The organism is Bacillus safensis FO-36b (genome assembly GCF_000691165.1).
In the GTDB taxonomy this organism is placed as follows: domain Bacteria; phylum Bacillota; class Bacilli; order Bacillales; family Bacillaceae; genus Bacillus; species Bacillus safensis.
Genome location: NZ_ASJD01000015.1, coordinates 1 through 21,627 on the forward strand (window position 1 = coordinate 1; position 21,627 = coordinate 21,627).

Consider the following 21,627-nt stretch of genomic DNA (forward strand, 5'->3'; position numbering starts at 1 on the left):
CGTTTTGTCTTGTTTAGTTTTCAAAGATCATGTTCAAAATGGAGCGGGTGATGAGAATCGAACTCACGACATCAGCTTGGAAGGCTGAGGTTTTACCACTAAACTACACCCGCGTGGTTTGTATTGGCGCGCCCGAGAGGAGTCGAACCCCTAACCTTTTGATCCGTAGTCAAACGCTCTATCCAATTGAGCTACGGGCGCTTAATCAGGCGACTTAATTATCTTAACATATCGTTTTTCTTAAGTCAACATCTTTTTAAAATTTGTTTGCCGCATGTGTGTGAACGTCTGCGTTTCAAATACGTCATCAGCGACGAATAAAAATATACCATGAATCACATAAAAGGGTCAATACATTTTTCTAAAAAAGTTTCATGTTTTTTAAAATTGATTTTTTCTTAGATCAATAGACATGTAATAGCCCTATTTTCTTCTCTTTCTTCATAATTCCAATGATTCTTAAATAAAATCTTTCTAAATACAAAGGAGGACAAAACATGGCCACATAGAATTTTTATTTATTGGAAAATTATTAATACTTTTCCAGACATTTAAAGGAGGTAGGAGATGATGAAAAAGTTTATCGCTTTTCAAATCATGATCGCTTTGGTGATAGGAGCTCTTATCGGCCATTTCTTCCCTGACTTCGGAATGGCACTCAGGCCAATTGGAGATGGATTCATCAGGCTGATTAAAATGATCGTTGTTCCAATCGTTTTCTCTACCATTGTTATTGGTGCAGCCGGCAGCGGCGGCATGAAGAAAATGGGCAGTCTTGGATTAAAGACGATCATTTGGTTTGAGGTCATCACAACCATCGTTCTTGGGATCGGATTATTATTGGCAAACGGGCTAAAGCCTGGGGTTGGCCTCGATTTCTCTAAATTAGCTAAGAAAGATATTGGGGAATTAGATGGTTATACTGAGAAGGTCGTTGACTTTAAACAAATGGTATTAGATATCATTCCAACCAATATCGTCGATGTTATGGCTCAGAATGATTTACTTGCTGTCATTTTCTTCGCCATCTTATTTGGTGTAGCGGCAAGCGGCATCGGTAAAGCTTCTGCTCCTGTTCTCACCTTCTTTGAATCAGTGGCACAAATCATGTTTAAGCTCACACAGATGGTGATGGTGACAGCACCTATTGGGGTTCTTGCATTAATGGCTGCTTCTGTCGGCCAATATGGCATTGTTTTATTAATCCCAATGATGAAGCTTGTCGGGACTGTATTTTTAGGATTATTCATTATTCTCTTTGCTTTATTCCCTCTGGTCGCACTGATCTTCCGTTTTAACTACTTCGAAGTATTAAAAATGATTTGGGATTTGTTCCTTGTTGCCTTCTCTACTACGAGCACTGAAACTGTCCTTCCTCAATTGATGGAACGAATGGAGAAATACGGGTGTCCAAAAAGAATCGTTTCCTTCGTGATTCCATCTGGTCTTTCTCTCAATTGCGATGGATCAAGTTTATATTTATCGGTTGCCTGTGTATTCCTTGCACAAGCGTTTGGTGTAGACATGAGTCTGTCACAGCAGCTTTTGATGATGCTGGTTCTTGTATTAACGAGTAAAGGTATTGCAGCTGTGCCATCCGGTTCACTCGTTGTTCTTTTGGCAACCGCTCATGCAGTCGGTCTTCCAGCAGAAGGCGTCGCCATCATAGCCGGTGTTGACCGAATTATGGATATGGCACGAACAGGCGTGAATGTTCCAGGGCATGCCGTAGCATGTATTGTCGTATCTAAATGGGAAAAAGTATTCCGTGAGTCAGCGTGGGAAGTTCCTAAAGCTGGTGAAGAAACAAAAGGGATGTAATGTTATATGAAGGAAAGGGTTCACCCTTTCCTTTTTTATGCTAAAAATGTTTGCTTTAGTACGGCTTTTCCTTGAGGTTGCAGCTGCACTTCTGCATATGCCCCATTAATCAGCGTCATTTGCGGCGGGACATGCCCACAATCTATATCGTAAAAAATGGGGATTTGTAGTTCCTTTTGTAATTCTTCATATACATCCTGATACTGATACCCTTCAACAGGCACATCTACTGCACTTCTCCCAAACATCATACCTGAACAGTGATCAAACCACCCTGCTAGTTTTAATTGAACAAGTGATCTCTTCACGCTTGCAGCATTTAATTCACAGTTTTCGAAATACCAGAGAATTGGTTCATCTTTTATGAATATTTTCTGAAAAGTTTTGACGTCCCCATAAGGTGTCCCTGCTAAATGACGTATGACATCAATGCAGCCACCCAGCAGTCTTCCCTTTACTGTCTTTTCTTGTTGATCAATCGTATGCCATGAGGTCGATTCTGTTAAATGAAAGACATGTTTAATCGGATCGTCACGCTTCTATTCCTTTTGATACATAGATGAAGAAAACTGACTTATGTCCATTTCGCCTTTTGTTGAAAGTACTTCTTCCCACATGACAGTCGTTTGATCAAGTTCTTCTCCCTGAAGATCTACTAAGTTCGGCCCATGCGCTGTAGCAATGCCTGTTTTTAATGTCAACGCCAGCAGGAGTGCACTCGTATCTGAGTATCCTAGAATCCACTTTTTTTGCATGGATGAGAAATCAAGGTGCTCTAACACTTCCATAAGCAGCTGTCCTCCCCATGGCGGGATGATGTGATCAATCTCCTCACATGTCATCATGTACTGAAGTTCGTTTGCTCGTTCTATCGCAGGCGCAGATTTTGCCTTTTCCTGCTGCCAGACCGTCTCTCCACATATGACATCATAACCTCTATGTTTCATTCGTTCACATGAAAGCTGAAACATGTCATGCAAAGATGGCTGTACACCTGAGGAAGGTGCTGTGACGCCAATTGTTTGTCCTTTTTGCAAATGCGGAAATTGTATCATCCTGTTTCCCTTTCCCTCTCTCATTTATAAAGAAGATGCCCCTGTTAAAAGGGACATCTTCTTTTATTCCTTTTGACGCAATACAGTATAGACTCCTGCAAAGATACACAGAATCCCAATGAATGAGCGTATCCCCATCTCTTCACCTAAAAGCAGCCAGCCAAGAGCTGTCCCTACGATCGGTTGAAAGAAGAAGAACAGACCGCCGCTCGAGGCATCCATCAATTGAAGCCCTCTATTCCACAAAAAGAATGCTAGAGCTGTTGAGATGATGCCTAGATAGAGAATACCGCCCCAAATCTCTGGCCTGGCCATCTGCTCCACATCTAGATGAGGTAAACGAAATAAAGCAGGTGGTGTTAAGACAATGAATGCAATGATGATCGCATATGTGGTCGTCACGACTTGAGGGTATTTTCCTGGAACTCGTTTCAGCAAAACAGACATCAGCGCCCAGGTTAAAGCAGCGAAGACCAATGAAAGACCACCAACAAATTCATCTGTCTGTACTGCAACTGGTCCAATCATGAGCCATACACCTGCTGTCGCAAGCAGGATGGATGCGCACTTTCGAACAGTCATGGCTTCTTTTAATAGAAAGAACGCAAACAGCACCATAAAAGCAGGGGTCGCAGATGTAATCACAGCCCCCATTTGTGCCGACGTATACATGGTGCCAATTTCTTGGGTCACAATTGATAGGAAATTTCCGATCAATCCGATCATGACAACAAGCGGGATATCTTTTTTATCTAATCGAAAGGAATAGCCCAAGCGCCAGATGGTGCACACCAGCACGATTCCTGCTACAGCATATCTCATCCATACAAGCTCAAGCGGCGGAACCACCGCTACTGTTACTTTGACAACAACGTACATGCCGCCCCAAATACTTGCAGCGATTGCTAGGTAAAGGGCGCCTATATATTTTTCCTTCATCTTTTCCCCTCCGTTACTGGATATATTGACCGCCATATCCACAAACGGAGATCACTCTCCGTTATGGACGGAGGGTGTTTGGTACATCATGTTCAAATAAAGGCTTCCATAGCATTGTCGTCACCTCATTTGTTTTTATTTTCAGACTACTTTATAACAAATTCTGGTTGACTTCAATCCTTTTTTGTCACCATTTTTCTTCATATAATAGAAGATAAACGGGTATTGACATGCTGAATTCGTTTTCATATAGTAAGTAAAACTATTGGTGGCCACGGAGAAAAGGAGTAGAGGACGTTGGATATTGAAGCGAGGAAACACATTCCCAGCACGGAACATGAACCGTTTCTTGAGGGAATAAAAGATTGTGTGCCAACCCTGCTCGGTTATATGAGTATTGGGTTTGCCTTCGGAATTGTTGGAATTAGCGCACAGTTAAGTATATGGGACATTGCGCTTTTATCGATTTTTATTTACGCAGGTGCTTCACAGTTTATTATCTGTGCACTGCTTGTGACAGGGAGTCCCCTTTCTGCCATTATTTTCACCACATTTATTGTGAATCTGCGTCATTTATTGCTCAGCCTGACGCTTGCTCCTCATTTTACACGCTACTCTGTGAAACAAAATATTGGGTTCGGTCTTTTGCTGACTGATGAATCCTTCGGTGTAGCGGTGAATAAATTAGCGCAGCAAGGAAAGCTGAATAACAGGTGGATGCACGGACTGAACATAACGGCGTATTTATGCTGGATTGCAGCCTGCATAATTGGCGGCATTTTTGGACACTGGATTTCAAATCCTGAAGCGCTTGGTCTTGATTTTGCTTTATCAGCGATGTTTGCCGCACTGCTAGTCCTTTCGTTACAGACAGTACCCAAAAATAAGTTAACTCATCGCCTGTCGCTTGTGTTGTATATGGTCGTTGCCATGTTTGTTCTGCTTCATTTTGTTCCATCACATGTGGCTGTTCTCATAGCTACTGTACTTGTCGCAACCATTGGGGTGGTGACAGATAAATGATCAGCAGCTTTATGTTATGGCTCATTGTTGGTTGTATGATCGTCACCGTCATTCCGAGAGTCGTACCCTTTATATTTGTACGGAGTATTCAGCTGCCTGAAGTGGTGCTGAAATGGTTATCGTTTATTCCTATTTGTATCTTTGCAGCTTTGATTGCAGAGCATCTCTTCATCCATACAACAACAGGCACAGGCGTCACTATCCACTGGATGTATCTGGCTGTCTTGACTCCTACTGTACTCATTGCTGTTTGGACAAAAAGCTTGTCACTTACTGTTCTTGTCGGCGTCATGCTGATGGGCACTGCTAGATGGTTTTTCTAAAAGAAAAAGCTTAACCACATGTGGTTAAGCTTTGTTTCATTTGACGATTCCGTATACAAATCCATCATAACCTTTTTCCCCAACAGTTTGAATCGCTGTTGCCTCTATTCTCGGCTCTTGTTTGAGTAAATCGAAAAATTCACGAGTTCCTTGTACTCGTTCATCCTCATCAGAGTCATGAAGGACGGCTCCATTTCTGACAACATTGTCTGCAATAATGACTGTTCCCTTTTTCGAGAAATCTAACGCCCACTTCAGATATTTCGGATTGTTCGGTTTATCTGCATCAATGAAAATCAAATCGAATGGAAGTGCAGCCTTCTCTTTTAACTGAGATAACGTATCTAATGCCTTTCCTTCCAAAATGCTCACCCGTTCTGATAAGCCCGCTCTGCTGATGTTTTGCTGTGCGATCTGTACATGATGGCTGACAACCTCTAACGTGATGAGTTCCCCATCCTCTTCAAGAGCACGGGCCAGCCAAATAGTACTGTATCCACCGAGTGTCCCGATTTCTAAAATGCGCTTTGCATTCTTCGTTTTTGCTAATAAATAAAGCATTTTCCCTTGGGCTGGTGACACATCAATTTCTGGCAGACCCGCTTGCTTATTATGAGTAAGGGTTTGCTCCAATACATCATCTTTAGGGATCAGCTTGTCTGTGATATACTCGTCGACTTTCTCCCACACGTGCTCCATTTCATCCATCTCCCTTGATTATGTCTTCTCTCTCAAGTCTACATGATGATCGTGAGAGCGTATAATCAATTCTTTTCACATATCTATTCATTTTTTTGATGAAAGACATGTGATGAGGAATACATGAAGCAACCTACTAGTTTCGGTTCTACTCGTTCAGCTTATTTTTGACATCCCCTTTTTTATCTTGAAGCTTTCCTTTTGCTTGATCCTTTTTCCCTTCTGCTTTCAAGTTTTGATGATCGGCTGCTTCACCAAGCTTTTCTTTGACTTGACCTTTGACTTGATTTGTTTTTCCTTTCGCTTTATCCATATGTCCTTTTTCTTTACTCATTTGTTCCACCTCCACGTTTGATACTATTCATTTAGCCTTTTTGAAAGATACAAAACATCTGAGTGTGCGATGTACACGTTTCAGGTATGATAGACATACTGGAAAGAAGGGTGGGTGTTCTCATTAATGATCATCTCTAAAAAGATATTCACAGTTCGTGGGTTGACCTATCATATTCGGTCCGCTTCAGCGGCTGATGCCAAGCAGTTATCAGCTCTCAGACTGAAAATCGATGGTGAAACAGAATATTTAGACCGTGAACCAGGCGAAGCCTTTCTTGATGAAAAAGCATTTGAGGCTTTGATTCAAGAGGATACTAAACAAAGCCGGCATTTATTTTTGGTCGCTGCTATTGAAGGAAAAATTGTCGGTTTTTCAAGATGCGAGGGCCATTTACTCAAGCGATCTGCTCACAAAGTGACATTTGGCGTCGCCATCCAGAAAGATGCTTGGGGCTATCACATCGGGAAAGAGCTTTTAGCCGCTTCGATCGACTGGGCAGATCAGCAGGGTATTCAGAAGATGTCACTTCAAGTGCTGGAAACGAACAAAAAAGCCATTCGGTTATATGAGAACCACGGCTTTTTGATTGAAGGCGTATTAAAAAACGATAAACGGCTGAGTGACGGATTATATTATGATACTGTTGTGATGGGCAGACAGCGGCCAAGCTCCTGACTACTTACATCACATAGCCCCATATCATTGAAATCGCACTGTATATCAGAAGCAGCCCCATCACATACTGGAACGGTTTTTCGTAAGCAGTCAAAAAACGCTTATACAAAGAGCCAAATAAGCTCCAGCTGAATGTACCGAGAAAGCCAATGAGTGCGAGAATCAGCGTCCATATGACATACTGCATATTAGATTGTCCATATGGCAAAACAAATGTTGAAATCACAGTCAATCCATACAAAATCGCTTTTGGGTTGATAAATTGCAGCATCATACCAGGGATAAAATGATTGTAGCGATCAAGTGTTTCGTCATCCCCGCCTTTACTTTTCATGATTTTGACCGCTAAATAAATCATGTATGCAGCTCCGATGAACGCCATAACCCAGCCTATTTTCGGCATCACTTGATAAAGAATGAGATTAAAGAAGCAGCTCAAACACAAAATAACGAGAAATCCGATACCCACACCTAAACAAAAGCGAAATGTTTGCTTGACCCCGTATTTATTCGTAAAGACCATGGCCATGATGTTGTTGGGCCCTGGGGTAAAGCTGCTAACAAAAGCATAGATCAACATGGATACAATCAAAATGCCGCCTCCCTTATACGTTATATAGACTTTAATTACTTTATTGCGTATGTTGTGTTTTATTGTAACGTTCGGTCTTTATAAAGTAAATAGAGAAAGGAGTTTTTTTCATGGAAGACGTACAATCGATTATTTCTAAAAATGTGAGGCTACTTAGAGATCAAAAAAAATTGAGCCTCGAAAAGATGGCAGAATTAACTGGTGTCAGCAAGACGATGATTGGACAAATTGAAAGAGGAGAATCGACCCCTACCATCACGACTTTGTGGAAAATCGCCAACGGATTAAAAGTATCTTTTAGTGAGCTCATTCACTCACCGCAGCCTGAAATCAAGGTAGTACGCAAGGAAGATGCACAGGTTTTAACTGAGGACGACGGACGATATCGTGTGTACACGACTTTTCCTTTTGATAACCGGGGGAAATTTGAAATGTACCGAGTGGAAATTGATCGAGGCGGGTCGCTTCGTGCGAGTGAACACATTGGGGGAACAGAGGAATTGATCACTGTTTTTGAGGGAGTCCTTGATTTATCCATTGGTGATGAACAATACACCTTAAAAGCCGGAGACTCTATTCGTTTTAAAGCGGACCGGACGCACACGTATCAACAAACCGGGGAACAAATGGTCCGAATGCAAATGATTCTTTATTATCCTCATGAAAAAAGCTGACAGGCTTGTCCACCTGTCAGCTTTGCGTTTTATTTAATTAAATCCTGGATCGCGTACCACTGTTCCAGTAAATGTGACACTATATTTTCCTAATCCTAATTCTTTAATAGAGGTTTGTTTTAAAATCCCGACCCAGCCATCCTCTGCATATACAATACTTTCTGGGATGTTTGATGTCGTATATGTTCTTGTTACTGAAACAGTTCGACTGGCCTGAGCCGTTATTTCACTGTTTGTTTGCTCCTTTGCTTCCACTGGAGCAATTGTGACTCCAGCACCCGTTAAGACAATTGCTCCAACCAAAACAGAAGACATGACCTTTTTCATAAAAAAATCCCTCCCTTTTTTGTTGAACGTATAAACTATACCATAATTTAGAACTTTTGTAAGTTTATTTTTTAATTATTTTGAAAATTATGATATCATTGTCTTATGCTGGATAGAGCGTGTTACATACTTCTATGCTTTTATCCTCATCTCAATCTAGTGAAACAATTGTGAACGGAGGTGATTTCATGAAAAAATGGCTCATCTGTTTTCAACTTGTTTTCCTCTTCACTTTGACGACCACACCATTTGCTTCTGCCGCCTCATGTCCTACAGTGAAACCATGTGTCATTGATCCTTAAGCATAAGAAAAAGCCGATCAAGCCTATTCTCTTGATCGGCCTTTTTATTTATTTTTGCTCTGCTTCCCAGCGGGCAACCTCTTCTCTTACTTTAGGAGCCACTTCTTTTCCAAATAGCTCAATGGCTTTTAGCACTTGATCATGCGGCATTGAACCAACCGGTACATGAAGCATAAAACGTGTGATGCCTACATTTTTTCTAAGGTGAATGACTTTCTCTGCCACGGTATCTGGATCTCCTACATACAGCGCGCCTTCTAAAGTTCTGGCTGCATCAAACGTAGAACGAGTATAAGGTCCCCAGCCTCGCTCTCTCGCTAATGTGTTCATCACATGCTGTGTAGATGGGAAGAATTGATCTGCTGCCAGGTCTGTTTCTGCCGCAACAAATCCATGAGAATGTGATGCTACAGTTAATTTCTCAGGGTCATGTCCAGCGTGCACTGCCGCTTGCTTGTACAGCTGAACGAGCGGTGCGAACTGTCTAGGACTACCGCCAATGATTGCAAGTACAAGTGGTAACCCTAGTAATCCAGCACGTACGACGGATTCACGGTTTCCTCCACTGCCGATCCAGATTGGAAGCGGATCTTGAACAGGTCTTGGATACACGCCAACATCCTGAATGGACGGGCGGTGCTTTCCGCTCCATGTGACACGCTCTGACTGCTGTAATTTGAGCAGCAAATCAAGCTTTTCTTCAAATAATTCTTCATAGTCATCCAGGTCATAGCCAAAGAGCGGAAATGATTCAATAAATGAACCACGGCCTGCCATAATTTCTGCACGTCCGTTTGATAGTCCATCCAGCGTTGCAAAATCCTGAAAGACACGAACAGGATCTGCTGATGAAAGGACTGTCACTGCACTTGTCAGACGAATATTTTTTGTTTGTGTGGCTGCAGCCGCTAAGACGACAGCTGGATTCGATGCGGCGAAATCCTCACGGTGATGCTCACCTACGCCAAATACATCGAGACCGACTTGATCTGCTAAAATAATTTCTTCTACTACTTCTCGAATACGCTGTGCGTGACTGACTGTTTTTCCTGTTTGAAAATCGGGTGTTGTTTCAACAAATGTACTAATTCCTAGTTCCATGATGGGAACCCCCTATCTTATAAATATGTCACAAATTCAGAAACTGGCTTTCTATAGCCTCTCGCTTGTCTGCTCTCTACTTTTTCTTTTCCGAGTGTAATCATTAACACAGGAACCAAATCTGATTGAATGTTTAATACCTTTTTCATTGTTTCGGGATCAAAACCGATCATCGGGCAAGTATCCCAGCCTTTATTTTTAGCGGCAAGCATAAACAGCATGGCAGATAATGAAGCATTGCGGATTGCCTCTTCCTTCTGGAAATCTGCTCCTCTCTGCTCATAAAAGCTCACGGTCTCTCTGACCATTTCTTCATATTGCTGCGCATTGATAATGCCTAGCATTTTTAGGCCTTCATATATGTTCCCTGCGTGCTCATAAGCATTTGGATCTCCGAGTACGATGATCGCTGCTGAAGCAGAGTGCACTTTATATTGTCCAAATGCCGCTTCTCTTACTTGTTCTTTCAGCTCTTCTGTTTGGACGACAACATATTGTGTGTGCTGTAAGTTAAAAGCGGATGGTGCCAGCTTGACCTCTTCAAATATGCTGTTAAGCTCTTCTCTCGAAATCGAGATATTTGGCAAAAAATTTGATGCGGATCGTCTTTCACGTACCAACGTATCAAAGCTGAGTGTCATCTTGTTTCCCCTTTTCGCGAAGTTGTTTTGCACCTAAACCGATTTTTTTCAGTAATTCAATGAGCTGCTCTTTTTCTTCTATTTCAATAAAGGCTAGATTTTGTGAAATGACCTCTGTGTGTTTAGGGAAAATGTCGTCAAACAATTGCTTCCCTTTTTCCGTCAGCCGTACATGAAAGACCCGCTTATCTGAAGGCGCACATTGCCTTTTCACCAGTTCTTGTTTTTCTAGTTTGTTCACGACATATGTCATGCTTCCACTTGGGATTGACAGGATGTCGCTGATTTTTTGAACAGGCTGAGGCCCTTTACTGTAGAGCAATTCTAGGATTTGAAAGTTTTCAAATCCGATATCATAACGTTCAATGTCTTTTTGGATATTTGTAAAAAGGGCTTGATAGGCTTTCATCCACACGCGGAATAGCCTTAAATCTAATTCATGATCATGCTGCACCATGGCAACTACTCCTTTTTCAAGAAATCCTAAAACTAGGATAAATTTATCCTAACACTAGGATATTTTCTTGTCAACGAGTTTATTTCATAAAAAAAAGACCACCTTGGTTCAGTGATCCTCTTCTTTTAAGATAAAATGCATTTCAGCAATTTGCTTGTATTGATGTACTCCCTGTAATGAAAACCTAGATTCCAGATCCGCCGGTGAAAATAGAGGAATTCCTCTTCCAATCATGACAGGTACGATTTGAAGAAAAAGCTCATCAACCAATCTTGCTTGTATGAAAGATTGAAGCAGTCCCCCGCCGCCGACAATCCAAATATGCCGGCCTGTTTCATTCTTTAATTTTTTGACAAATGATAAGATATCTTCGCGAATGATATGCGTTCCTTCCAAACTGTCTTGTAACGTACGTGACATGATATAACAAGTCTTTCCTTCATAAGGAAACCCATCTGGTGACAGCTGAAGCACTTGTTCATATGTATTGCGCCCCATGATCAGCGTATCGACTGACGCATAAAAGGTGTCATAGCTCGTTTCTTCTTCGCCCTCTGTCCCTATCAGCCAATCGAGGCGGTGATCCTCTCTCGCTAAATATCCATCGATACTCATCGCCCCATAAAAAAGCAGCTTCCTTTTCTCACTCAAACCCACCACTCCCTTACTTCAAATAAGAACATATATTCTATTTTATCAAAAAGGAAAGACAAAGGCTACATAACTTTCTCCCTTTTTACGATTCCTGTTCCACCTTGACGAGAAGCTCGTATAATTTATGCGCGAGCTTGCCGGCATCAATGGTCATTTCTTCGTGAATCCATTCCTCGAGTACACCCACGACACCAGACACGACAAAAGAGGCTTCGATTTGTTCATTTTCTGTAATCGGCCGCTGATCATGCTGCCACTCTTTCATGATTTTTTCTTTGAAAAAGGCTTTGAATTGATTGGTGGTTGGGCCATTTGGTTTTACAAATAACGTCAACATAGATTGATTCTCTTTCAAGTACTCCGTCGTTTTGTTTAAAAAGGAAAGCATATCAAGAGGGTCCTGACTTGGAAAGGTTTCATCATATAATCCCCCGAGCTGATCGAATAGTTCTTTCTCAAGCTGTTCATATAAATCAAACACATCTTGATAGTGCAAATAAAAGGTTCCCCTGCCTAAATCCGCTTTCCTTGATAGCTCTGATACCGTGATCTGCTGCACTTCCTTTTCCTTTAACAGCTCAAGAAAGCTTTCCCGAATGGCTCTTTTTGTTTTGATTGTTCGTCTATCCTTCATGACATCCCCTCCATTGCTGAACAATCAGGCGCCAAATGTCTATTTATGAACAGGATTTTATCCATTGCCGATGTTCGATTGGTTTACTTCTTATTATAATCAACACATGTTCAATAATCTATATGTGTTCAGTAAAGGAGGACCATCATATGTTTCATTTCAGACTTGCTAGAGAGGATGAACTACCTCAAGTGGCAGAGTTGTTAGATGATTCGTTTCAGGACTATTCATTTTTTGACCTATTATGTGAAAAGGTCAAAAACCGGTCTGCTTTCGCTCGTCAGTTGCATTTGGTCAATACAAAGGTGTATTTTCAGCATCAAATCTGTTTGGTCGGGGTTGAGAACGAAAAAATTGTGACTGCTGCCCTTTTAAAGCATCCGCGTCTTCCTGAACCAGGCGTCATGGATTATGTGCTGTCAGGTGGGTTAAAGCTGCTCTTCACTGGCGGTATATCGGCGATTCAGCAAGTGTTCCGTGTATTAAAGGAGGCGAAAAAAGCATGTTCTTCCTTAAAGCAGCCTTACTGGTATTTAGAAGCACTTGTCGTGGCAAAAGACGAGCAAGGGAAAAAACTCGGAAGCCGCATGTTAAGGCAATGCCTTTTTCCCTTTATCGCCCGGCAAGGCGGCGGACTGTTCACACTGATGACACACAACGAGGCCAATCGTCATTTCTACCGGAAAAATGGCTGGATGGAGTTTGATGAAAGGGTACTGCGCGGAAAGGAAATGTCCTTGGAAAGCTGGAGCTATAAAACCGTGATTAAATAAGGTATCCTCGTCAGGTGATGATATAATAGAGGCAGTTCAATCAATGATCATACTTGGAGGAGAGACTGATGATACGACGACTTGATCATATCGTGTTGACTGTACAACATATGGAGGACACCATTCGCTTTTATACAAACGTATTAGGGATGAAGGAAGAAACTTTTGGTGAAGGCCGTAAAGCGCTTCGTTTTGGTTTACAGAAAATCAACCTTCATGAAGCTGGTCATGAATTTGAGCCAAAAGCGGCTCATCCTCTTCCTGGATCTCATGATTTGTGCTTTATCACCGATTTAGACATGGACAGTTTGCTGCTGCACCTCCGGAAGCAAGTGGTCCCCATTGAAGAGGGACCGGTCAGACGCACCGGTACATTAGGTCCAATTGAATCTGTTTATATCCGTGATCCTGATCTGAATTTAATTGAAATCTCTCGATATATAGAGGAGGGTGATCCGTCATGACTCGTATATTTTTGAGACCGATTGAAGAGCAAGATTATCCTGGTATTCAAAGAGGATGCCAGCATGCAGAGACACTTTATATGACTGGCACACGCAAAACGTTCACACTAGAAGAAATCCGCTCCGCCTATACCCGCTTTTTGCAAGATGACAGCAGACGAGATTTCGCTATTTGTCTGCTAGACACGAAAGAGATGATTGGGGATGCGGCGATTGTGGACATTGATCCAATCAATCATACGGCAAGCTTCCGCATTGCGCTTCACGGGCCGGAGCATTTTCAAAAGGGCTATGGCACTGAAGCGGTTCGTATGGTTCAAGCATTTGCCTTTGACACATTAGAACTCAACCGTCTTGAGCTTGAAGTCTTTTCCCACAATCCAAGGGCCTTTCGAAGCTATGAGAAAGCCGGATTTCAATATGAAGGAAAAAGACGCCAAGCGCTCTATTTCAACGGTACATACTCAGATGTCATCATCATGGGCATCCTTCGTGAAGAATATAACCACATGATGAATACAGATGCTCCTGTTTAAGAAAAGTCGTCTTTTTTAAAAAATTGAATCCCAGTGACGATGATTAAACAAATAATGGAAGATAGAACGATAGAGACACTCGCTAGACTAAGCGCCATGCCTTCCCATCTGCCAATAAAAAAACTGACAATCAATAAAACCAAACCAAATAAAATCAAGCATATAGGGACAATGAACCCCGCATGGCGCTGCCGGCGTCTTTTCCCTGCCCACCATGAGAGACACAAGACAACGATTGTAAAAAAGGCGGTTTGCAGCCAGAACATGTGATATCAACTCCTAACCCATAACAATGGAGGTACTTCAAATGAACATTAGACCCATTGAGCAAAAAGACAACCCGTATATCGCAGCGATCATCCGCAGCTCACTAGAATCAGCGAATCTAGCGATTGAAGGAACAGCCTACACTGACCCCCAACTTGACCAGCTTTTCGAATACTATCAATCATTGACTCATGCAGCCTATTGGATTGCTGAAGAGCAGGGTGAGATTGTGGGCGGTATAGGGATTGCTCCATTTACAAATGGAGTATGTGAATTACAAAAGCTTTATTTAAGTCCAAAAGCACAAGGAAAAGGTGCGGGCAAAAAACTGATGGATACGGCGCTGGAATATGCCTCTACATACTATGAAACGTGTTATTTAGAGACGCGCCGGGAATTAACAGCGGCTATAGGTCTTTATCAGCGGTATGGCTTTTCTCTTCTTTCAGAACCGCTTGAAGGCTCTGAGCATTCTGCAATGGATGCTTGGTATCTCAAAACCTTCTCATCTTGAACCATAAAACAATCGATAGGTTTTGAGCCTCTGAAAGCCTAACTTCTCTGCTAGTTTGATTGAAGCTAGGTGATGGACATCGCAATCCCAATGCAGTGTCCTCTTTTTTTCAAGACAGATGCTGATCATATGCTGAGCTGCCAGCAGTGCCAAACCTTTTCCTCGATATGTTTCATCTGTCCAAATATCTATCTCCGCACGATCCTTACTTGAAAAAATAGAGACACATTCACTTACCACGTTCTCTCCATCTAAAATGGCAATCCCGATTCCCTTTGATAGAAAACGAGCTGTTTCTCCCCAATAGGCTTCGTAATAGCTGGGAGGAAAAGTCCTGCTTGCAGTCATCACCTGCTCATTTGTCCGCTCTACTCTATAGCCTTGATGAGGCTGAGTGGCATGAGAATATGCCTGTGAATAAACGTACGCATGTCTTTTCATTTCATTCAGATGTGACCCAAGACATTTTTTCATCATCGCATCTGTTAATGGATTTGCTGAAAATATGGTAAATCGGCCGTTTTGTCTTTTCTGCCTTTCGTACACATCCACAATAAAGGCTGAGCAGCGTAACAGCTCCGCTTCATTCCTTCCTGCTACATAATAAATGCCGCATGAAGCTTCGAGAAAATAAACAAGCGGATGCGCTTCATTATCTACATAAAGATTTCCTTGAATAAAACCATCCATGACCGCATCTACAAACACTGGATATGCCGGATCAATCTGCCGAATTCCTTTTTTCATTGATGGTGTCTTTTGCCGTTCTAAGAGATGCACGATTTCTCCTCCTTTCCTTCCATTATAAAGAAAAAGCTGCTGACATTCAGGTCTCTTTTCAGCAAAAGGAATTCTTCTGCATCAATAACGCAATTAAAAAAAGAGACCTTAGTTAAAAGGTCTCTTACTTCTGCATGACATTATTCTGCCGCTGCCTCTTCTGACACTTTTCCCTTCCAAATCAGGGTTAAGCCTAATCCAAGAAATAAGACAACACCTGCGAATAGAAATGGGAAGTGAATATTTTGGTCAAATAAGATGCCGCCAAGTGCCGGCCCGAAAATCGTACCTAGGCTTGTGTAGGTGGAGTTCATTCCTGCGACAAATCCTTGCTGGTTGCCAGCGATTTTAGATAAGAAGGTCGTTAATGCTGGACGTAATAAATCAAACGCAAGGAAAATGACACATGTGACAATCAGAACAACCAAAAAGCCTGAAACAACAGTTGAAACGAAAGCAAGGACAGCCCCGATAATCAGACATAGCTGAATGACTCTTTTTTCTCCTAGGGCATTTACCAGTTTACCAAACACAAGTACTTGTATGATGACAGCCACAATCGAGCTGACGGTAATGATCACGGCAATATCTTTTGGACCAAATCCAAACTTATGATTTGTGAACAAGCTAAAGACTGTTTCATATGCAGATAGTCCAAATGCGAGGACAAACACAATGATAAAGGCGATGAGGTAGCTTGGATGAATTGATTTTTTCAAATCTTTAAAGAAAGTCGATTCTTTCACTTCATTCATTTGCTTCGCTCGCTCTTCTTTTGTTAAAGGCTCCTTCAGCATAAACATAGACGAAATAACGGCAATAAACGCAATCCCTGCCGCAAAGAAGAATGGCAGGCGTACGCCGTATTCTGCAATAAACCCGCCAATTCCCGGGCCAATGATAAAACCGGTACTAATGGCCGCAGAGACATAACCCATCGCCTTTGATCTTTCTTGAACGGTCGTAATATCTGCGACATACGCAGTGACAGCCGGCATAATAAATGCCGCACTAATACCGCCTAGAAGCCTTGCAACATACAGAACATACACGTGTGTACCAAGACCAAAAACGAGTTCTGATAATGCGAATAGAAACAGCCCAGACACAATCATAATCTTTCTTCCGTAGCGGTCTACCCATCTACCTGCAATAGGTGATGCGATGAGCTGAGCAACGGCAAACGCCGCCACAAGGTATCCCATTGTACTTCCTGTTAGATGCATGACATTCATGAATAGCGGCATGACAGGAATAATGAGACCGATGCCTAAAAACGCAATAAATATATTACTTAATAAAATAACGAGTACTGCTTTTTGCTCACGAATCGGTTTTTGCATGATGTTTGTTTCCCCTTTACTGACTCACTTGTTACTCATGATGGTTGATTCCGTGAATAAACAATGAGATCGCCTCTTTTTGTAACTCTTTCTTCTGCTCGATGGTGTCATTTTTATATAACACGTCTAATCCATAAAAAACGGAAAGTAATATTTTCACTTTTGACTCCACATGCTGGATTGACCAGCTGCCATCTTTGTTTCCTTCAAGTAAGATATCTCTCATCACATCATCAAAATCGACATCAATCTTGTTCAGCCGTTCCATGACTTCGTCTGATGTAAAGGCACTGGCACAAAATTCCTCACTCGCTCTCATTAATGGGTAGTTAATGCCCATTTGACTGAGCAGTTCTGCAAACCCGGCAAGCTTGTCGATAGCTCGGTTCAGTGTTTTCTTCTCCTCTTGCCACGTTTCCATCATCAAACGATGATCCTCTTCCATAATATGAAGAAACAAAAACTCTTTTCCTTTGAAATGATGATAGAGATTGCCTTTACTCACCTCAGCAGCCTCTAAAATATCACGCACGGATGTTTCTGAATAACCTTTTTTCGCAAATAAATCACGAGAAGCGGTGACGATTTTTTGCTTCGTCTTCTCACTCTTTCCAGCCCCGCTTTGTGTACTTGTCATGTGTCACAATCCCTTTCTACCCTGCATTTCTTCATGCAGACTAAATAAAACCGACCAGTTGGTTTATTTTTAATTATAAATGGATTTTCCTTATAATACAATGAAAAGGTCATCGACTTCATAAGGAGTGATTCATGTGAAAACAAACAGAACAGTCATTTGCGCTATCACCAAAAAGGACTTATATGTATTTTTCTTCTGCGACCTTTTCATGGCTGCTTTGGCGTACTACGTGTTCAAATTCAAACCAACCACATTTTATGAATGTGCAGGGGTCATGTGAAGTATACTATGTCCCTTTTTGATGAAAAAGTGGATATACCGGTGATCTCCTTTCAAATATATCCGTCATTCATTTAACTTTTCTTTATATTTAACTCCACTTAAATATAAAGATTGCCTATAATAGAAGAGAGGTGATGTCATTGGATGAGGAAATCATTCATTACGGTAAAAAGATCATTGAATACTCGAATGCTCTAGGCTCAATTTATGTAGAAGAGTATCAACGATTTTTAAAACATGAGTATGCAGATTTATCAGCCAAACAAGAGCTGACGCTTGAGCTGCTGCGCACGAAAACGAGAACAATCAATGAATTAGCTGATTACTTTTCGATTTCTGCCAGCGCAGCTAGCCAGCTTGTATCAAAGCTTGAGCAGCTCGGCTATGTCAAACGAGAAATTAATCCACATAACCGAAGAGAAATCATTGTTGACTTTGCTCAAAAGGGCCATGACTACCACAAGAATACGGAAGACATTCAATTGCACCTTATTCAAAAATATTATGCAAAGCTTCCAAAAGAAGATTTAAAAACATTACTATCTCTATACGAAAAAATCTATCAGATTGCAAAAGAAGCGCCTTAATACGGTGTTTCTCTCACTGACATTTAAGTTATCTAAACTATTAAGGAGGTGAAAATATGCAAAGCATTCATTTACAAGATGGCCGTCACATCGGTTTGACTCAATACGGTGATCTTGAAGGGTTTCCAGTATTCTTTTTTCATGGAACACCTGGATCAAGAGTGATGTTTTTAAATGATGATCCAATCTCTCAAGAGCTCGGCATTCGTCTCATCTGTTTGGATCGACCTGGATTCGGTTTATCCACCCCTCTACCTGACCGCACAATTTTAGACTGGGCAAAAGACGTGCTGGAAGTGGCAGATGATCTTGGCATTCAACATTTTTCAGTGATGGGTGTATCTGGAGGCGGCGCATTCGCAGCTGGTTGTGCCTATCAATTGCCGGATCGCGTCCTTTCAGCCGCTCTGATCTCAAGTACAACCCCTTTTCAAGGCGGAAAACCGCCGAAAAGTATGCTAAAAGAAAATAAATTAGCCTTTTTCCTTAGTAAGAAGTTTCCTTGGCTATTGAAAGCAAGCTACCGTTCCCAGAAAAAAATGATTGAGAACAAACCAGAGAAATTTAAAAAACTGGCCAAAAACGGGAACAAGCATTTACATCCATGGGATCGGCAATTCCTTCAAACCGATGAGCAGTTAGAGATGATGATGACACATTTACACGAAGCGACTCGTCAATCAGTGGATGAATGTATTCGTGAACCCATTTTACTCTCAAAACCATGGGCATTCGATATGAAAGATATTCAAATCCCTGTTGATGTATGGCATGGAAAAGAAGATACAATGGCTCCATTTGTAGAAATAGAAAAAATAGCTCAGGAGATTCCAAACGTCAAAACCCATTATATAGATCAAGCGGGGCACTTTCTTACTGATATAGACGATATTTGGCGAGATATTTTACTCTCTTTAAAGGAACGTGCTGAACATCAGAAACATGCATAAAAAAAGACCCAATATGACTTGGGTCTTTTTCTTCATTAATACTGTTCATAATACCTTTGCACTTTAACTGGATCTTTTGTCTTCGTCAGTGCCAGCATGAGCAGAATACGTGCTTTTTGCGGGTTTAATGAATCAGAGGACACAAAGTGATGTTCATCATCCGTTTTTTCGCGGGTGACAATTCCATTCCCCGTACGGCTTGATCTCACAACAACCACATCTTTTTTCACTGCATCTGTTGCCCCTTTGATGGCTTCTGTAGACATCGTTCCATTTCCTGCTGCAGCCACGACAATTCCTTTCGCACCTGCTTTGACTGCGGCATCATACATATATTTTTGATCATTTTGATAGCCGTATAAAATATCAACTTGCGGCAATTCTTTTATCTTTGATACATCAAATTCACTTTCAGTCGTATGTTTTCTTGTCGGTTCGTTATAAAAGGACACCACTTCACCAGTAACTTCTCCGATGTATCCTTGCTCAAGTGACTTGAAGGCATCGGTTGTGGTCGTGTTTGTTTTTGTAACAAATCGAGCTGATGCAATTCGGTCATTTAATGTGACCATGACCCCTTTGCCCTTTGCTTCTTTGGCTGATGCAATTTTCACCGCATGATACAAGTTAAGCGGACCATCCGCACTGATTGCCGATGCTGGTCTCATTGAGCCAACGACCACCACAGGCTTATCACTTTTAACAACCAGATGTAAAAAGTAAGCTGTTTCTTCAAGTGTATCTGTTCCATGCGTGATGACAATGCCATCAACTTGATCATCTTTTAATAGTTCATTCACTCGCTTGGCTAATTTTAAAAGAAGAGCGTTATCAACATTTTCACTGCCGACATTCGCAACCTGCTCACCCGTGACATTTGCAATATCCTTCAGCTGTGGAACGGAAGCAATGACTTTATCAATGCCGAGTGAACCAGATTTATAGCCCGTCGTATCTGTATCACTGTCTGAACTGCCAGCAATCGTCCCGCCTGTGGCTAATACCTTAATATTTGATAAGGACTTATTCCCTGTTTCAACGACCTTGTTTTTCTCTTTTGTTTCACTCGATACGTTCTCTTTTTCATTTTGACTATTCTCTTGAGTGCCCGTGTTCGCACAGGCTGCTGTCACCAGTAATAAAACAGAAAGAAGGACAGCACCTAACCATTTTGTCATGTTCATTGGATCATCTCTTTTCCTCATTTGATGGATTTCATGGCTAAATCTCTTTCTATAGGCTTTACTTTATACCATACCTTCATTCATCGGCATGAGGCAAAAGATATAGAACCAAATGCTGGGAATAATCTTTATATTTTTAATGAGTTACTTTAAAATATAAACAAAATTATAAAAATAAACTAATTAACCTTAAATTTACCTTAACAAAATTATTTATATATGGAAAAAGTTAATTACGTGAGTAGAATATACTATAAAGGAGGTAATATGAAAATAAAGTTTATTTTTCTTTTCTTGTTCATCATATTCACAATTGTTTTCATTTACATACCTAAAAGTGATCACAACATTAAAATAGCAGTCATAGATAGCGGTATTGACGTAAATCATGTTGATGTTTCTGTTATAAAGCGCTTTGATAATAAACAGACAGTGATGGATTCTTTCGGACATGGTTCTGCTATTGCTGAAATTATTAATAAAAACAATGAGAACATAGATTTTTATGATGGAAATATTTTAGACGAGAATGGAAACACAAGTGTAGAAACTTTAATCAAAGCATTAGATTGGTGTATTGAAAACAAAGTGAATCTCATCAATATGAGTTTTGGTCTTTCTGAGAATAATGTAAAACTTAAAAAAAAGATTGACGAAGTCGTTAGTCATAATATTTTAATTATAGCTGCTGCAGGTAATAAATTTGGTTTAAAAAGTGATTATCCTGCTCGTTATAATAACGTGATTTCTATTTCTGCTGTTGATTCTAAAAATAAGATATATAAATTTGCAGCTAAAGGAAAAATCGACTTTGTTTCTCTTGGTGTAGATGTAGAAACAGTGAAAATAAAAAAATTGGCTGAAGTTAAAGTTTTAAGCGGTACTTCTTTTGCTACAGCAAATGCTACAGGGTATATTTCCAAGCTAATACCAGATGACTTTTCGCTACCTTTTAAAGATATTCTTCACAGATTAAAACAGAAAACTCAAACGCTGAATAATGACGAACGAGATTCAACCTATGGTTATGGCCTATTATTAAATAAGAATTAG

General features: G+C 41.0%; 27 protein-coding genes, 2 tRNA genes and 1 pseudogene. 12 read left to right on the forward strand and 18 right to left on the reverse strand.

What is annotated here, in order from left to right; translation table 11 throughout:
* Positions 1 to 39: 39 nt before the first annotated feature.
* Both BA81_RS17730 and BA81_RS17735 read right to left on the reverse strand, forming a co-directional pair.
* A tRNA-Gly gene (locus BA81_RS17730) sits at positions 40 to 113 on the reverse strand.
* A gap of 11 nt (positions 114 to 124) precedes the next feature.
* Positions 125 to 201: transfer RNA gene (locus BA81_RS17735), tRNA-Arg, on the reverse strand.
* 369 nt (positions 202 to 570) lie between these two features.
* Between BA81_RS17735 and gltP the strand changes: the two genes are divergently transcribed.
* On the forward strand, positions 571 to 1,821 hold the full coding sequence (gene gltP / locus BA81_RS17740; RefSeq protein WP_024425437.1) for a glutamate-aspartate/proton symporter GltP: 1,251 nt from the start codon (positions 571 to 573) through the stop codon (positions 1,819 to 1,821).
* A 35-nt stretch (positions 1,822 to 1,856) separates the two neighbouring features.
* Here the strand turns inward: gltP and BA81_RS17745 are convergent.
* Both BA81_RS17745 and BA81_RS17750 read right to left on the reverse strand, forming a co-directional pair.
* Positions 1,857 to 2,876, reverse strand: a pseudogene (locus tag BA81_RS17745) (S66 family peptidase).
* Between the two features lie 63 nt (positions 2,877 to 2,939).
* Entirely contained in the window at positions 2,940 to 3,815 is an 876-nt protein-coding gene (locus tag BA81_RS17750) for a DMT family transporter (protein ID WP_034284064.1), read from the reverse strand.
* Between the two features lie 297 nt (positions 3,816 to 4,112).
* Here BA81_RS17750 and BA81_RS17755 point away from each other — a divergent pair, with 297 nt between their 5' ends.
* Both BA81_RS17755 and BA81_RS17760 read left to right on the forward strand, forming a co-directional pair.
* Positions 4,113 to 4,838 (forward strand): AzlC family ABC transporter permease, encoded by a 726-nt coding sequence (locus BA81_RS17755; protein ID WP_034284066.1) that lies wholly within the window; start codon positions 4,113 to 4,115, stop codon positions 4,836 to 4,838.
* A complete protein-coding gene (locus BA81_RS17760; RefSeq protein WP_034284067.1) occupies positions 4,835 to 5,161 on the forward strand; it encodes an AzlD domain-containing protein in 327 nt (108 codons plus the stop codon). Before BA81_RS17755 ends, BA81_RS17760 begins: the two co-directional genes overlap by 4 nt.
* A gap of 36 nt (positions 5,162 to 5,197) precedes the next feature.
* Here BA81_RS17760 and BA81_RS17765 read toward each other — a convergent pair whose 3' ends face one another.
* Positions 5,198 to 5,860, reverse strand: coding sequence for an O-methyltransferase (locus BA81_RS17765; RefSeq protein ID WP_034284068.1), 663 nt, complete (start codon positions 5,858 to 5,860; stop codon positions 5,198 to 5,200).
* A gap of 148 nt (positions 5,861 to 6,008) precedes the next feature.
* Positions 6,009 to 6,194 (reverse strand): CsbD family protein, encoded by a 186-nt coding sequence (locus BA81_RS17770; protein WP_034284069.1) that lies wholly within the window; start codon positions 6,192 to 6,194, stop codon positions 6,009 to 6,011.
* Between the two features lie 126 nt (positions 6,195 to 6,320).
* On the opposite strand from BA81_RS17770, the gene BA81_RS17775 reads away from it, so the two are divergent.
* Positions 6,321 to 6,872, forward strand: a complete 552-nt coding sequence (locus tag BA81_RS17775; protein ID WP_034284071.1) for a GNAT family N-acetyltransferase — start codon at positions 6,321 to 6,323, stop codon at positions 6,870 to 6,872.
* A 4-nt stretch (positions 6,873 to 6,876) separates the two neighbouring features.
* Here the strand turns inward: BA81_RS17775 and BA81_RS17780 are convergent, their stop codons facing one another.
* Positions 6,877 to 7,464 (reverse strand): LysE family transporter, encoded by a 588-nt coding sequence (locus BA81_RS17780; RefSeq protein ID WP_024425429.1) that lies wholly within the window; start codon positions 7,462 to 7,464, stop codon positions 6,877 to 6,879.
* A gap of 110 nt (positions 7,465 to 7,574) precedes the next feature.
* On the opposite strand from BA81_RS17780, the gene BA81_RS17785 reads away from it, so the two are divergent.
* Positions 7,575 to 8,138 (forward strand): helix-turn-helix domain-containing protein, encoded by a 564-nt coding sequence (locus BA81_RS17785; RefSeq protein ID WP_034284073.1) that lies wholly within the window; start codon positions 7,575 to 7,577, stop codon positions 8,136 to 8,138.
* Between the two features lie 33 nt (positions 8,139 to 8,171).
* Here the strand turns inward: BA81_RS17785 and BA81_RS17790 are convergent, their stop codons facing one another.
* The 6 genes from BA81_RS17790 to BA81_RS17815 all read right to left on the reverse strand — a co-directional run bounded on the left by BA81_RS17790 (position 8,172) and on the right by BA81_RS17815 (position 12,254).
* A complete protein-coding gene (locus BA81_RS17790; RefSeq protein WP_034284074.1) occupies positions 8,172 to 8,465 on the reverse strand; it encodes a hypothetical protein in 294 nt (97 codons plus the stop codon).
* A 350-nt stretch (positions 8,466 to 8,815) separates the two neighbouring features.
* Entirely contained in the window at positions 8,816 to 9,868 is a 1,053-nt protein-coding gene (locus tag BA81_RS17795) for an LLM class flavin-dependent oxidoreductase (protein WP_024425426.1), read from the reverse strand.
* Positions 9,869 to 9,885: 17 nt separating this feature from the next.
* Positions 9,886 to 10,509 carry a nitroreductase family protein gene (locus tag BA81_RS17800; RefSeq protein ID WP_034284077.1) on the reverse strand — a complete coding sequence of 208 codons (624 nt, stop codon included), beginning with the start codon at positions 10,507 to 10,509 and terminating at the stop codon, positions 9,886 to 9,888.
* Complete coding sequence (locus BA81_RS17805; protein WP_034284080.1) at positions 10,493 to 10,966, reverse strand: MarR family winged helix-turn-helix transcriptional regulator; 474 nt, start codon at positions 10,964 to 10,966, stop codon at positions 10,493 to 10,495. The genes BA81_RS17800 and BA81_RS17805 overlap by 17 nt, the downstream gene beginning before the upstream one ends.
* Positions 10,967 to 11,074: 108 nt before the next feature.
* Positions 11,075 to 11,617 (reverse strand): dihydrofolate reductase family protein, encoded by a 543-nt coding sequence (locus tag BA81_RS17810; protein WP_034284082.1) that lies wholly within the window; start codon positions 11,615 to 11,617, stop codon positions 11,075 to 11,077.
* An 85-nt stretch (positions 11,618 to 11,702) separates the two neighbouring features.
* Positions 11,703 to 12,254: a TetR/AcrR family transcriptional regulator gene (locus tag BA81_RS17815; RefSeq protein ID WP_034284083.1), complete on the reverse strand. Its 552-nt coding sequence runs from the start codon at positions 12,252 to 12,254 to the stop codon at positions 11,703 to 11,705.
* Positions 12,255 to 12,403: 149 nt separating this feature from the next.
* Here BA81_RS17815 and BA81_RS17820 point away from each other — a divergent pair, with 149 nt between their 5' ends.
* The 3 genes from BA81_RS17820 to BA81_RS17830 all read left to right on the forward strand — a co-directional run bounded on the left by BA81_RS17820 (position 12,404) and on the right by BA81_RS17830 (position 14,027).
* Positions 12,404 to 13,027, forward strand: a complete 624-nt coding sequence (locus BA81_RS17820; protein WP_034284085.1) for a GNAT family N-acetyltransferase — start codon at positions 12,404 to 12,406, stop codon at positions 13,025 to 13,027.
* A gap of 68 nt (positions 13,028 to 13,095) precedes the next feature.
* The gene (locus tag BA81_RS17825) at positions 13,096 to 13,491 is read left to right on the forward strand and encodes a VOC family protein (RefSeq protein WP_024425420.1); all 396 of its coding nucleotides are present in this window, start codon (positions 13,096 to 13,098) and stop codon (positions 13,489 to 13,491) included.
* Positions 13,488 to 14,027, forward strand: coding sequence for a GNAT family N-acetyltransferase (locus tag BA81_RS17830; RefSeq protein WP_034284087.1), 540 nt, complete (start codon positions 13,488 to 13,490; stop codon positions 14,025 to 14,027). The genes BA81_RS17825 and BA81_RS17830 overlap by 4 nt, the downstream gene beginning before the upstream one ends.
* On the opposite strand, the gene BA81_RS17835 is transcribed toward BA81_RS17830, so the two are convergent.
* Positions 14,024 to 14,293: a YesK-like family protein gene (locus tag BA81_RS17835; RefSeq protein WP_034284090.1), complete on the reverse strand. Its 270-nt coding sequence runs from the start codon at positions 14,291 to 14,293 to the stop codon at positions 14,024 to 14,026. The genes BA81_RS17830 and BA81_RS17835 overlap by 4 nt on opposite strands.
* A gap of 41 nt (positions 14,294 to 14,334) precedes the next feature.
* Here BA81_RS17835 and BA81_RS17840 point away from each other — a divergent pair, with 41 nt between their 5' ends.
* Complete coding sequence (locus BA81_RS17840) at positions 14,335 to 14,808, forward strand: GNAT family N-acetyltransferase (protein WP_034284091.1); 474 nt, start codon at positions 14,335 to 14,337, stop codon at positions 14,806 to 14,808.
* Here the strand turns inward: BA81_RS17840 and BA81_RS17845 are convergent.
* The 3 genes from BA81_RS17845 to BA81_RS17855 form a co-directional block, all read right to left on the reverse strand.
* Complete coding sequence (locus BA81_RS17845) at positions 14,800 to 15,588, reverse strand: GNAT family N-acetyltransferase (protein ID WP_034284093.1); 789 nt, start codon at positions 15,586 to 15,588, stop codon at positions 14,800 to 14,802. The two genes, BA81_RS17840 and BA81_RS17845, sit on opposite strands and share 9 nt — an antisense overlap.
* 140 nt (positions 15,589 to 15,728) lie before the next feature.
* Entirely contained in the window at positions 15,729 to 16,931 is a 1,203-nt protein-coding gene (locus tag BA81_RS17850; RefSeq protein ID WP_034284096.1) for an MFS transporter, read from the reverse strand.
* Positions 16,932 to 16,962: 31 nt separating this feature from the next.
* Complete coding sequence (locus BA81_RS17855) at positions 16,963 to 17,568, reverse strand: TetR/AcrR family transcriptional regulator (protein WP_034284099.1); 606 nt, start codon at positions 17,566 to 17,568, stop codon at positions 16,963 to 16,965.
* Between the two features lie 419 nt (positions 17,569 to 17,987).
* Here BA81_RS17855 and BA81_RS17865 point away from each other — a divergent pair, with 419 nt between their 5' ends.
* Together BA81_RS17865 and BA81_RS17870 are read left to right on the forward strand one after the other, a co-directional pair.
* Positions 17,988 to 18,440, forward strand: a complete 453-nt coding sequence (locus BA81_RS17865; RefSeq protein ID WP_034284102.1) for a MarR family winged helix-turn-helix transcriptional regulator — start codon at positions 17,988 to 17,990, stop codon at positions 18,438 to 18,440.
* Positions 18,441 to 18,496: 56 nt separating this feature from the next.
* The gene (locus BA81_RS17870; protein WP_034284103.1) at positions 18,497 to 19,390 is read left to right on the forward strand and encodes an alpha/beta fold hydrolase; all 894 of its coding nucleotides are present in this window, start codon (positions 18,497 to 18,499) and stop codon (positions 19,388 to 19,390) included.
* A gap of 35 nt (positions 19,391 to 19,425) precedes the next feature.
* Here BA81_RS17870 and BA81_RS17875 read toward each other — a convergent pair whose 3' ends face one another.
* Entirely contained in the window at positions 19,426 to 20,574 is a 1,149-nt protein-coding gene (locus tag BA81_RS17875) for a type II asparaginase (RefSeq protein ID WP_034284104.1), read from the reverse strand.
* A gap of 267 nt (positions 20,575 to 20,841) precedes the next feature.
* On the opposite strand from BA81_RS17875, the gene BA81_RS17880 reads away from it, so the two are divergent.
* Positions 20,842 to 21,627 carry a S8 family serine peptidase gene (locus BA81_RS17880; RefSeq protein WP_051627376.1) on the forward strand — a complete coding sequence of 262 codons (786 nt, stop codon included), beginning with the start codon at positions 20,842 to 20,844 and terminating at the stop codon, positions 21,625 to 21,627.